Source organism: Ereboglobus luteus, from assembly GCF_003096195.1.
Taxonomy (GTDB): domain Bacteria; phylum Verrucomicrobiota; class Verrucomicrobiia; order Opitutales; family Opitutaceae; genus Ereboglobus; species Ereboglobus luteus.
This window is the reverse complement of the sequence record NZ_CP023004.1, coordinates 1,027,674-1,039,471: the sequence shown is the minus strand read 5'-3', so window position 1 is coordinate 1,039,471 and position 11,798 is coordinate 1,027,674. Positions and strand designations below refer to the sequence as shown.

The following is an 11,798-nucleotide window of genomic DNA, read 5'->3' as shown; positions in this document are numbered from 1 at the left end:
AACTCCTGACATGTCCCGATGCTTCGCCTCTCTTTTCCCCATGCGCAAACTCATCCTCACCGGCCTCGCCCTTGCCTCGCTCTCAATCATGCCTGCCCGAGCCTCAACGGACGCCCCTGACGATTCCCACCTCTGGCTTGAGGATGTGACCGGCGACAAACAGCTCGCCTGGGTGCGCGAGCGCAACGCCGTCAGCACGCGCGAACTCGAAAGCTCGCCCGGCTTCGAGCAAACCCGCGCCGCGCTCCTCGCCATCTACAACTCCAGGGAAAAGATTCCCTACGTCGCGAAACACGGCGCGCATTATTACAATTTCTGGCAGGACGAAAACCATGTGCGCGGCGTCTGGCGCCGGACCACTTTTGCCGAATACCGCAAGACCGCCCCCGCGTGGGAAACCGTCATCGACCTCGACGCGCTTGCCGCCGCCGAAAATGAAAACTGGGTGTGGCACGGTGCCGACATCCTTTACCCCGACCGCGACCGCGCGCTTGTCAAATTCTCGCGCGGCGGCGCCGATGCCGACGTGGTGCGCGAGTTCGACCTGAAAACAAAAACCTTCGTCGCGCCCGGGGCCGGCGGCTTTGCGCTCCCCGAGGCCAAGAGCCGCGTTGCCTGGCGCGACCGCGACACGCTCTACGTCGGCACCGATTTCGGCGCCGGCTCGCTCACCGATTCCGGCTACCCGCGCATCGTCAAGGAATGGAAGCGCGGCACGCCGCTCGCCTCCGCCGCGACGATTTTCGAGGCGGACAAAACCGACATGTCTGTATCCGCATTTCGGATACATGACCACGGCGCGCATTACGACATGATCCTGCGACGCCCCGCCTTTTTCACCAACGAAGTCCTACTTCGCAACCCCGCCGGCGCGTGGGTGAGGCTCGACAAGCCCGACGACGTCAGCGTCGGGGTTCATCGCGGGCAAATCCTGCTCGTTTTGCGCAAGGACTGGACTGTCGGCGGGCGCACCCACGCCGCCGGCGCGCTCCTCGCCGCCGATCTGAAACGCTACCTCGCCGGCGCGCGCGATTTCACCGTGCTCTTCGAGCCCGGCCCGCGCAAATCGCTCGCCGGGACCGCCGACACCAAAAACCACCTTGTCGTCAACGAGCTCGAAAACGTGCGCAACAAACTATTCGCGTGGACTCTCGACGCCGCGACCGGCAAGTGGACGCGCCAGCCCGTGCCCGCGCCCGACTTCGGCGTCACGAGCATCTCGGGAATCGACGAGGACGAATCCGACGACGTGTTCATTCAGACGCAGGATTTCCTCACGCCGCCCAGCCTCGTGCTCGGCACGATCGGCAAATCGAAACGCGAAACACTCAAGCGCCTGCCCGCCTTTTTCGACGCAGGCGGCATGAAGGTTTTCCAATACGAGGCCACCTCCGCCGACGGCATGAGAGTTCCGTATTTTGTGCTGGCGCCAAAGAGCTTTCGCGCCGACGGCACCGCGCCCGCCTTGCTTTACGGTTACGGCGGATTTCAGATTTCGATGCTGCCGGATTACAAGGCGCACTTTGGCCGGGCGTGGGTCGCGCGCGGCGGCGTGTATGTGCTCGCCAACCTGCGCGGGGGCGGCGAGTTCGGCCCCGCGTGGCACCAGGCCGCGCTCCGCGAAAAACGCCAGCGCGCCTACGATGATTTCGCCGCCATCGCGGAGGACCTGATCGCGCGCAAAATCACCTCGCCCGCGCGTCTCGGCATCATGGGTGGTTCGAATGGCGGGCTGCTCGTCGGCGCGGCGTTCACGCAGCGTCCCGACCTCTATCGCGCCGTCGTCTGCCAGGTGCCGCTCCTCGATATGCGCCGCTACAACAAGCTCCTCGCCGGCGCGAGCTGGATGGCCGAATACGGCAACCCCGACGTGCCGGAGGACTGGGCATTCATCAAAAAATACTCGCCCTATCAAAACGTGAAACCCGGCGTGAAATATCCGCGCGTGCTTTTCACCACCTCGACGCGCGACGACCGCGTGCACCCGGCGCATGCGCGCAAAATGGTCGCCCTCATGGAGGCGCAGGGACACGACGTGCTCTATTACGAAAATATCGAGGGCGGCCACGGCGGCGCCGCCAACGCCGGACAACGCGCCCGCATGTGGGCGCTGTCGTTCACCTTCCTCGCAAAGGAACTCGGGCTATAGCGCCAGCGTGAGGGTAGGGCGGTTGGCAGACTGTCGCCAACGCCCGAAATGCCGAAACCGCCGCGTTTGCCTCTCGCAATGCTCGGCGCGCCGGCGCTCTGAACCTCACTGCACCGGCGCGAGGAGCATGGCCACGCGCACGGCGAGGCGGAACCAAAAGCCGCGCGCGTTGAGCTCTGCCGACGTTGCCAGGCGCGAGCACGCAAAATCGTTTTCGAGCATTTTTGTCACCTGCTCGTTGAACTGCCTGTCGGCAAACGCCATCGTCAGCTCGAAGTTCAGGCGAAACGAGCGGTTGTCGAAATTGGCCGTGCCGATTGTGCTGTAGGCGTTGTCCACGACGACGACCTTGTGGTGCATGAAACCCTTTGTGTAGCGGAAGGTTTTAATGCCGACCGTTTCGAGCTCCTCAATGTAGGACCACGCGGAAAGCTGCACGAGAAAGTTGTCCGCCTTGTCGGGAATGAGGATGCGCACATCGACCCCGCGCAGCGCCGCGAGTTGGAGCGCCGAGATGAACTGTTCGTCGGGCACGAAGTATGGGCTCGCGATCCAGATGCGGGTGCGCGCGGTGTTGATCGCATCAAGGAAAAACAGCGTGGCGGTTTCGAGTTCGTCGGAAGGCGCGGACGGCAGGCAAAGCGCGACACGCGAGACGCCGTTTGGCGCGACTTCCGGGCGCCATTCGAATTTCGGAATCTCGCCGGTGGCCCAATGCCAGTCCTCAAGAAAAACCGCCTGCACGCATTGCACGACGGGCCCGGCAAGCCGCGTGTGCGTGTCGCGCCAGTAGCCGGCCTTCTTGTCGCGGCTGCGGTATTCGTCGCCGACGTTGAGGCCGCCGACCCACGCCTCGCGTCCGTCGACCACGACGATTTTGCGATGATTGCGAAAGTTGATTTGAAAACGATTCCAGCGCCCGCGTCTCGTGTTGAACGCGGAGACGTTGATGCCGGCGGCGCGCATGTCGCGCACGTATTTTCGCGTCAGCCCGCTGCTGCCAATCTCGTCGAAAAGCACGTGGCAGCGCACGCCCTCCTTGACCTTGGCCACGAGGTGCGAAAGCAATTCGCGGCCGGTGTCGTCGTCGTGAATGATGTAGAACTGCACCAGCACGTATTCCCTGGCGCGGTCGATGCCGTCGAAAATTGACGAGAACGTGTCGTCGCCATCAATGAGCAGCTCGACGTCGTTGCCGCGCGTGAGCGGAAGGTGCGCGAGCAGTTCGATGGCGAAGGGCTCGCCGAACTGCGGAGTGACAAGCATGTTTTTCGCCCGCATGCGGATCAGCGCGGCCTGAATCGTGGGCGCGGAGATGGCGGACCTCTGGCGGCGGAGCGTGACATATCCGTGGAATTTGCTCCGCCCAAAAACCCAATACGCGGGCACGCTCACGACAGGCATCAAAATGAGCGCGACGACCCACGCGACCGCGCCTTGCGAAGTGCGCGCCGTGAGAATCGCGCGGATGCTCGTCAGCACGCCTGCGATTTGGACGAGGACGTAGGCGACGCTGACGACCGCGCCGGTGTGCGAACGCACGTAGTCCCATACGATGGATGCCCATGCGGCAACGCTGTCGATGATCGAGCCGCTTGCGGCTTCGTGCGCGACATCCGCGGCGCGGACGTCAACGCAGCAACCGGCAACCATGCCGAGCAAAACCACTGTGCGTAAGAGACGTCGTTCGCGCATTGCACCTGATATGTGTGCGTCCCGGGCTTCATTCTCAATGGAAAAATGCGCAACGAACAGCCGCCGGGTATGATTAATCACACGCCGGGCAGACATGGCGCTCATGCGGCATAGTTACCGTAAGCTGACTGAACAGGTTTATGCGGACAATTCTCACGCGCCTACCGTCTCGGCATTGAATTCTCTGCCGCCTCTCATGTTGTCGAAAAATGACTCACCTATTGACTCACCCGCAGGGGACGTTTCCAGTGATTTACTGGCGCAAGGTGGCGCGGACGGGCAAAAATCGACACCCTCGCAATCCGTTGATGCTGTCGCAATTGGGCACGAAAAAGCGCCCAATGACATCATTGGACGCTCTTTGAAAATGGAGCGGGCGAAGAGGTTCGAACTCTCGACGTCCACCTTGGCAAGGTGGTGCTCTACCAACTGAGCTACGCCCGCAAAAAGTGATTTGCAGGCGTGAATGAGTAAGCAGCCGTTTGGCCGCGTCAATAGCAATTTCGCACGGATTTTTAGGAAAATATCAGCCCAGGTGTTTTGCCGCGGGATATCCTGTTCCACTTTCTTTCTCGTTCTTCGGGGGAAAATCGTTCTCATTGCCGGTTTTCAAAATATGTCACTTTTCACCGCCACGTTTTTGCCGGGTTTGTTTTTGATCGTGATTGGCGTGCCGCTACTTGTCGGCAATTCGCTGATCGCGACATCACTCAAGGCAATGCCGCGCTCGCCGCTTGCCGCGGCGGTGTTCTGGGGCGCGGCGGCGGTTTGGTTCCTCTACGTGGTCTGGCATTTGTCGCCGGCGGACTTGGTGCTTTTTGAGACGCCAAAACCCTGGGTGGCGTTTTTCGGAGCGGTCGCGGTGGCGGCGTTTTATTTTGTGCCCGATTTTCTGGCTATTCGCGGGCTGAGCGCGCTCACGCTGCTCGCCGCGTGGGAAGTTTTGATGGGGCTTTTTGGCGAGTATGATTACAGCCGCCGTTTGTTTGCCGTCGGGTTCGTGTATGCGGCGATCGTGCTGGCGATTTATTTCGGATGCGTGCCGTATCGCGCGCGCGACATTATCCAGTGGCTATTTGTCCGCGTGCAACGCGCGCGCGCGCTGGGTGCGTTTCTTGTCGCGTATGGGCTGCTCGTCGCGGGAATCGCCTTTTCGTATTAAACACCATTGTCGCAACGATGTCATCGCAACCGGACGCCAGCTCAAAACAACCCAACCCCACGCCAACGCCGCCCGTGCTGCTGGTCATCGCGGGCGCGGCGGGTTCGGGCAAGTCGACTTTGTGCGAGCGGCTTGTTTCAACGGAAGCGGAGTTTTCCAGGGTCGTGACAACCACCACGCGTCCGCCGCGTCCCGGCGAAATCGACGGCGTGCATTATCATTTCCTGACGCCCGAACAATTTGACGCAAAACTGGCCGCGGGGGAATTTTTGGAATGGGCGTGGGTGCATCAAAAGCATCGCTACGGAACGCTTGCGTCCTCGGTGCTCGAACCGCTTGCGAACGGGCGCAGCCTCGCGATCAACATTGATGTGCAGGGCGTGGAAAGTTTTCGCAACGCGGCGAAAACCAATCCGATTCTTGCGCGGCACATGGCGACGGTTTTTATCGACGTGCCGATGGAGGAGCTTCGCAAGCGCATGAAATTGCGCGGCCAGGATTCCGACGCGGAAATCGAACGCCGAATGAAAACCGCCGAGCGGGAAGTGCAGGAGGCCGGCAAGTTTGACTATTTGATAAAGAGCACGACGAGGGACGAGGATTTTGCGGCGTTGCAGGCCGCGTGGCGCGGCACCTGCGAGCGAATCGCGTCGTCGTAAAACGAGACAACATGCGTTCCGGCAACGGGCAAAATACGTCCCGTTGCAAGGGGCGACCTCATGATGCGTCTCTTGTTTGGCCAAGGGAATTCCCGCCGGGAAAATCGCGAATGCTTCGTATCAACATCCGTTGATTTTTGAATGTTGGCAGGGAGGTTCATTTTGGTTGACGGTTCATTGTCCCGGCGCACCGGGCGCGGTTCGCCCTACCTTAACTTTTCTGAGGGACACCCTCAACCCGCTTACCCAAACACTGGTATTTTTAATAGCTCGCCGTCCTTCAATGCCGACTCGTGCGCAATGATTCCGGGCACCGTGTAGGCCAGCGCCTCGCGGATGTTAACCTCCGGTTCGCGGCCGTTGATGACGGAATCAACAAACTCGTGCGTGATGAAAACATGGGAGCCGCCGTGCCCGGTTTCGTGGCGCATGGCCTCGGGCAGCAGATTCCACCAATGTTCCGGCGGGACGCGTTCCATTTTGGGCTTCGCAACAGCAAAACCGCCCTCCTCCGTTCCCTGATTTTTGGTTGCGACCACCCTGTGGTCGGCCTGGCCCTTGTATCCGGAATAATAGCTCATTTTGTCGCCATGCCATTCGCCGCGCTCGGTTTCAATAACCGCGCCCCTCCACCATATCTCGGCCCTGAAGGGATGCCCCTTGTCGGTCTTGAATAGCGCGGTTTCGTTCCAGAAGGGATTGCCATACGCGTTGCCTTTCAGAAGCGGGTCGCCGTCGCCCCAGCCGATGCAACTGACGCTTGCGAGCCTTTCCCCGGTGACCGCCACAATCATTGCCGTGGCGTGCGTGGGATACAGCATCGGGGGCAGCCCGTGCCGCCATGTCGGCTTGCCGTCTTTTGTGAAATACAGCGCCTCAAGGCCGGGATGATAATAATGCGCGTAGCTGCTGAAAATATTGCCGAACTGCCCCTCCTTGAAAAATTTCTTCGCGGACATCACCGTGTGGCGGTAGGTGCTTGTCTCGGCCATCATGTAGGTGAGACCGGTGCGTTTCACGGTTTCCAGCACCTGATGAGCCTCGTCGAGGTTCATCACCGCGGGCACGGCGCAAAGCACATGCTTGCCGGCGTTGAGCGTTTGGATGACATGCCGCGCGTGATCGGGGGCGGGGGTAAAAATGGCCACCGCCTCGATTTTGGGATCGCGAAGCAAAAGCTCCAGCGACTCGTATGATTTTTCACACTGGTAGGTTTTCATCAGCCGCTGCCTTCTGCTGGCAATCAGATCGCTGACGGCCTCCACCGTGCAGTTGGGGTGCTCGTGAAAATGAAAAGTCCGGCCAAATCCGCCGCCCACCACGCCAATCTTCAATTTGCGGGAGGATGCAGGCTCCCCCGCAAAGGCAAAACGGGGTGTGAGGCAGGCAACGCCCGCGGCTGCAATTCCCATGGTTCCGATGAAATTCCGACGGTTTATTTCCTGGTTCATGGCGATGGTGGTGTGGGGAGGTGTCAGGGAATAGAATGCAAAAAACCGGATGCTTTGCAAACATCCGGTTTCGTGTGGAAGGGATTCGCCCGCGGGCTTACGCGACGCGCTCGACGACGAGCGGCGGCGGGGTGGGGCGCTTGGGCGCGAGACGATAGGCGTTCTTGAAGTATTCGAGCGCCTGTTCGAGTTTCGCCTCGTCGTTGTAGTGAATCATCATGAGCGGCTCGCCTTGCTTTACTTGTGTGCCGACTTTTTTAATTTCCGAGACGCCGACCGCGTAGTCGATCTTGTCGTGCGCGCTGGTCTTGCCGGCTCCGAGAATGTGCACGCCGTGCGCGATCATGCCCGCGCTGATCATGTGCACGTAACCGCGCTTGGGGGCGGGAAGTTTACGCACGTGTTTCGCGGTGGCGAATTTCGACGGATCGTCGATGTAGGAGGGGTCGCCGCCCTGGGCCTTGACGAGGTCCTTGAGTTTTTGAAGCGCGCTGCCGTCGGTGAGGTGGCGTTGCACGGTTTGCTTGGCGGAGAGCGTGGAGCCGGCGACTCCGGCGAGGCGCACAATTTCCATGCCGAGTTTCATGACGAGGTCCTTGATGTCTTCCGGGCCCTCGCCCTTGAGAAGCTGAATGGCTTCCTTGATTTCGAGCGAGGTGCCGACGGTGTCGCCGAGCGGCTGGTTCATGTCGGTGACGAGCGCGACGCAGCGACGCTTGAGCGTGCGGCCGACGCGGGTCATGGAGCGTGCGAGTTGCTTGGCTTGCTCGAGTTCCTTGATAAATGAGCCGTTGCCCCACTTGACGTCAATGACGAGCCCCTCGGCGCCCTCGGCGAGTTTCTTGGATAGCACGCTGCCGGTGATGAGCGGAAGGCTCGGGATGGTGCCGGTTTCCTTGCGGAGCTGGTAGAACTTGCCTTCAACGGGCGCGAGGTCGTCGACTTGCTTGGCGATGGAGCCGCCGATTTTCGCGAGTTGCGAAACAAAATGGTCCTTGGAAACGGTGTGCTTGAAGCCGGGCACCGCGCAGAGTTTGGTGAGTGTGTTGATGACGTAGTCGTGCTCGATGCCGCACATCATGGGAACAACAACGCCGCTGGCCATCGCGAGCGGAACGAGAACGAGGTCGGTTTTGTCGCCCACGCCACCGGTCGAGTATTTGTCGATCTTGGGTTTCGCGATGTCGGAAAGGTCGATCACGTCGCCGGAAAGCATCATCTCCTCGGTGAGGTCTGCGGATTCCTGGGCGGACATGCCCCGGAAGAAAATCGACATGGCCAGCGCGGCCTGCTGGTGCTTGGGCATTTCATTGTCGAGAATGCTGTCGATAATGTAGCGGATTTCTTCCTTGTTGAACTCTCCGCCGTCGCGTTTTTTTTCGATGAGAAATTCGAATGTGGGTTTGATAAATCTCCGTGATGGAATTATGCGTTTGGTCATTGTCGTTCTTGCGTGTGTATAGAAAAAAATATCCGCCCCCTTCGCAGGGGCGGTAAAAGTGTATAAAGCAAACAGACTTATTGCGGATGTCGAGCTTAAACTATGGGCGGTGACAGTTAGCCTGTTGATTGATAAATGTGCAATTTATTAGTCAATATCCATTTACGATATTTGTAAATGGTGCCGGACAGATGCAAACTTGTTGGTTGCGTTGGCCCTCGGTGTTCTTGTGCAGGCCATTTCCCCTGTTTTCAGTCTGGTTTGCCGCATGCGCGCGCAATCATCTTTCAAGCTCGCGGAGCGTTCATGATTTCGTCGTGGGCGACGCCCAAATTTGAGGAAAGTCGGCGGGCTTGTTGATAATCCCCGAACCCGGGCAATTTATCGAGTGTGATGATCTCGTCGCGACTTCTGCCCGCGGCGATTTGGCGGCGGGTGTGGTCAAGCAAGCCGGTCAGATAATCGCGCATGGCGAGCAGATCGTCGCGTCTGCCCGTCACGCCGAAACGCGGGGCGGCGCTGCCGTGTCCGAAAACATAGATTGCGTCGGAGGGATAGGTTTTCGCCGCGGTTTCGAGAATTGTAATCCAGCCGGCAATGCTCGCGCCGCCCGCGCGGTCGATCACAGGATGGAGGCGGTTGAAAACAAGGTCGCCCATGTGCACAATGTTGGCCTTTTCGAAAAGCACGATGATGTCGCCGCTCGTGTGCGCGGGGCCGAAGTGGCGGGCGTGAATTGTCTCGGCTCCGTCGCGCGATCCGCCGAGGGCGAGCGACCATGTTTCGGTGAAAGTTGTGTCGGCGTAAACCTGCCTGTCGGTCGCGGGCGGTTTTGCGCGCGCGGCGGCAGCGCGTTGAAGTCCGGGCACGTTTTTGTGCGCAACTATTTTTTTCACCACAGGGCGGAAAACCGGATTGCCCGAAGTGTGGTCGCCGTGATGGTGCGTGTTGATGAGCACGTCGATTTGACGGTCGCCGCGTTGTGGTATTCCGGCCAGGCATTTTGCAGTCGTTTCGGGAAACTGTGTGTCCACGATGGCGAGGGCACCGGGTGATGCGAGCCAGCCGATGGTGCCGCCGCGTCCGTTAAAAATACCAACATTACGGCGCAGATGAACAAAGCCGTCCGGCATTGATTTCGTTGATGTGCTCCTTGAAAAAAGTCCACCCCGCGATAGCAAACCCAGCGATGCGAAAAGAGCGGAAGTGCGGAGGAAGTGGCGGCGGTTCATGAGCGATCCTTTGTGTTGCTGGGGTTGTGGGATTCTTTTCGGAAAACTGCGGTGAGGGCGGGAAAAATAAGCCAGTTAAGATCCGCGGGATAAAGCGCAAAAACTTGCGGTTAAAACTGGTGGAACACCCGATTCTATTTGCGAACGAGCGCCGAGAATGACGAGCGCCGAACACGGCGGTTGGCAAGATGTCGCTGACGATCGGAGCATGTCGCTCGTAACGGCGATAGCCGTCCTGACATTTACGGCGCCTGAAGACCAAAGAATGAAACTCATTCGTAAAAGGGCATGGGCTTCCCGTTGTTTGCGCGGCAGCCGCAAGAGCGTTTTTGAGGTTACTTTGTAAGCGCGATTTCATTTTGGTTGGGTTTGAATTTTATGTGTAATAAAAAATATGTAATTATTTGTGTGATATCTTGTTCTATTTGCTTTTTATTCAATTAGGCACAAAGTGCCAAATTTATTTGACGACTGTGTGAACAAGAATGAAGTGGTATTGTTATCAGGCGCAACTAGTTGCATTTCATTGCCTAATGGGAGGTTTCTTAATGCACTAATTATTAGTGTATTACAGGCCGCGATTCGTTTATTGATAGTTATGTGCAAAAAGTTCAAAATAGGGGTTGACTCGATTGCCGCACACTTGCATGTATCCATAAAACTTAATTAAAACATTCTGCAAATACATGGTCGGTTTCCTGATATATTTTTCAAAAAAGAAAGTGATGCCCACGGCTGCGGGGCACAGGACGGATGTTCATTTGCCTAATAGCGCGCGCTTTGTTAATAAGCCCGCCTTTTGCAGTGCTTGTATCTGCTTGTAATCGGTAAAATATGGATACTTTGGAACAGGTTGTCGTATACGCCACGGGGCGTAAAGCGTCCGACGTCCACTTGGCATTGGATGAAAACATTTATTTGCGCCTTGATGGCGACATTGTCTCCTGTCCCGGACTGACCACGGGCGCGCCGTTTTTTGAGGATGTTTACAAACGCTTGAGCCCAGCCCAGCACAAGGCGTTCAAGGAGCAGGCGCTGGCCGCCGATTTTGCCGTAAACTGCGCGGGTTGGGACATGCGCTGCCACCTTTACTGGGCCAACACAAAACCGATTTTAGCGATCCGCTTCATGCGCGGGAAAATCCCGTCGATGGAGGACGTGATGTTGCCCAAGGCGTTTCAGGATCTTATTCGTCAGGGCCGCCCGACCGGGCTTATTTTGGTCACGGGTTACACGGGCTCCGGCAAATCGACAACACTCGCCGCATGCCTTGACTGGATCAACCACAACGCGGCCTTGAACATTGTCACGCTCGAGCACCCGGTTGAATACCGCTACAAGGCCGCGCAGAGCATTATTCGCCAGCGCGAAGTCGGTCGCGATGTTCCGAGCTTCGGTCATGGCATGGTGGACGCGATGCGCGAGGATCCCGACGTGATTCTTATCGGCGAGCTTCGCGATCCCGAGACGGTGAAGGCGGCGGTGTCCGCCGCCGAGACGGGTCACTTGGTGTTTGGCACGCTGCACACACGCACGGCGGGAAGCACAATTAGCCGCATTTTGGATGTGCTGCCCTCCGACGAGCGCGACCAAGTTCGCACGATGGTGGCGTCGTCATTGCTGGCGGTGATTGGCCAGCGTTTGATCACCCGCGTTGGCGGCGGTCGCGTGGCGGCGTTCGAACTGTTGTTGAACTGTCCCGCGGTAGCAGGGGCGATTCGCGAAAATAAACCCGGTCAAATCGCGAACGAGATCGCGGTGAAAAAAGACATGGGAATGATTGACTTTGACACATGTTTGGTGGATTACGTTCGCAAAAAGCTTATTACACCAGAAACCGCCATGGAGTCCTCGGACAGGCCTGATGAAATTCGAAAACGCCTTGGCATCAGCACCAAGGTCAACCCCCTCTCCTCTGGCATGGGCGGCATTCCCTCCCCCTCAATGCCCGGCGGCACGAAGCACACTATTCCTTCCGCGTTAATGCACCGCTAATTTTTTATTTCACA

At 58.4% G+C, this 11,798-nt stretch carries 9 protein-coding genes and 1 tRNA gene; 4 read left to right on the top strand and 6 right to left on the bottom strand.

The window, feature by feature from the left end; genetic code table 11:
• Window positions 1-40: 40 nt before the first annotated feature.
• Window positions 41-2,149, top strand: coding sequence for a prolyl oligopeptidase family serine peptidase (locus CKA38_RS03765; RefSeq protein ID WP_108824295.1), 2,109 nt, complete (start codon window positions 41-43; stop codon window positions 2,147-2,149).
• 105 nt (window positions 2,150-2,254) lie between these two features.
• On the opposite strand, the gene cls is transcribed toward CKA38_RS03765, so the two are convergent.
• Entirely contained in the window at window positions 2,255-3,844 is a 1,590-nt protein-coding gene (gene cls, locus CKA38_RS03760) for a cardiolipin synthase (RefSeq protein WP_202863954.1), read from the bottom strand.
• A 368-nt stretch (window positions 3,845-4,212) separates the two neighbouring features.
• Window positions 4,213-4,288: transfer RNA gene (locus CKA38_RS03755), tRNA-Gly, on the bottom strand.
• 172 nt (window positions 4,289-4,460) lie between these two features.
• On the opposite strand from CKA38_RS03755, the gene CKA38_RS03750 reads away from it, so the two are divergent.
• On the top strand, window positions 4,461-5,006 hold the full coding sequence (locus CKA38_RS03750) for a hypothetical protein (protein WP_108826394.1): 546 nt from the start codon (window positions 4,461-4,463) through the stop codon (window positions 5,004-5,006).
• 17 nt (window positions 5,007-5,023) lie between these two features.
• On the top strand, window positions 5,024-5,665 hold the full coding sequence (gene gmk / locus CKA38_RS03745) for a guanylate kinase (RefSeq protein WP_108824293.1): 642 nt from the start codon (window positions 5,024-5,026) through the stop codon (window positions 5,663-5,665).
• 242 nt (window positions 5,666-5,907) lie between these two features.
• Here gmk and CKA38_RS03740 read toward each other — a convergent pair whose 3' ends face one another.
• The 4 genes from CKA38_RS03740 to CKA38_RS16250 all read right to left on the bottom strand — a co-directional run bounded on the left by CKA38_RS03740 (window position 5,908) and on the right by CKA38_RS16250 (window position 10,147).
• Complete coding sequence (locus CKA38_RS03740) at window positions 5,908-7,116, bottom strand: Gfo/Idh/MocA family protein (protein WP_108824292.1); 1,209 nt, start codon at window positions 7,114-7,116, stop codon at window positions 5,908-5,910.
• Between the two features lie 97 nt (window positions 7,117-7,213).
• Window positions 7,214-8,557, bottom strand: a complete 1,344-nt coding sequence (locus CKA38_RS03735) for a thymidine phosphorylase (RefSeq protein ID WP_108824291.1) — start codon at window positions 8,555-8,557, stop codon at window positions 7,214-7,216.
• Between the two features lie 287 nt (window positions 8,558-8,844).
• A complete protein-coding gene (locus CKA38_RS03730) occupies window positions 8,845-9,690 on the bottom strand; it encodes an MBL fold metallo-hydrolase (protein WP_236919142.1) in 846 nt (281 codons plus the stop codon).
• Window positions 9,659-10,147 carry a hypothetical protein gene (locus CKA38_RS16250; RefSeq protein ID WP_236919141.1) on the bottom strand — a complete coding sequence of 163 codons (489 nt, stop codon included), beginning with the start codon at window positions 10,145-10,147 and terminating at the stop codon, window positions 9,659-9,661. The genes CKA38_RS03730 and CKA38_RS16250 overlap by 32 nt, the downstream gene beginning before the upstream one ends.
• 476 nt (window positions 10,148-10,623) lie before the next feature.
• Between CKA38_RS16250 and CKA38_RS03725 the strand changes: the two genes are divergently transcribed.
• Window positions 10,624-11,784 (top strand): type IV pilus twitching motility protein PilT, encoded by a 1,161-nt coding sequence (locus CKA38_RS03725; RefSeq protein WP_108824289.1) that lies wholly within the window; start codon window positions 10,624-10,626, stop codon window positions 11,782-11,784.
• Window positions 11,785-11,798: the final 14 nt, after the last annotated feature.

What these genes read in the sequence shown, in the direction of transcription:
- CKA38_RS03750 (WP_108826394.1), top strand. Translation starts at nt 4,461, where the DNA reads ATGTCACTTTTCACCGCCACGTTTTTGCCGGGTTTGTTTTTGATCGTG.
- cls (WP_202863954.1), bottom strand. Translation starts at nt 3,844, where the DNA reads ATGCGCGAACGACGTCTCTTACGCACAGTGGTTTTGCTCGGCATGGTT.
- CKA38_RS03735 (WP_108824291.1), bottom strand. Translation starts at nt 8,557, where the DNA reads ATGACCAAACGCATAATTCCATCACGGAGATTTATCAAACCCACATTC.
- CKA38_RS03765 (WP_108824295.1), top strand. Translation starts at nt 41, where the DNA reads ATGCGCAAACTCATCCTCACCGGCCTCGCCCTTGCCTCGCTCTCAATC.
- gmk (WP_108824293.1), top strand. Translation starts at nt 5,024, where the DNA reads ATGTCATCGCAACCGGACGCCAGCTCAAAACAACCCAACCCCACGCCA.
- CKA38_RS16250 (WP_236919141.1), bottom strand. Translation starts at nt 10,147, where the DNA reads ATGAAATCGCGCTTACAAAGTAACCTCAAAAACGCTCTTGCGGCTGCC.
- CKA38_RS03730 (WP_236919142.1), bottom strand. Translation starts at nt 9,690, where the DNA reads ATGCCGGACGGCTTTGTTCATCTGCGCCGTAATGTTGGTATTTTTAAC.
- CKA38_RS03740 (WP_108824292.1), bottom strand. Translation starts at nt 7,116, where the DNA reads ATGAACCAGGAAATAAACCGTCGGAATTTCATCGGAACCATGGGAATT.
- CKA38_RS03725 (WP_108824289.1), top strand. Translation starts at nt 10,624, where the DNA reads ATGGATACTTTGGAACAGGTTGTCGTATACGCCACGGGGCGTAAAGCG.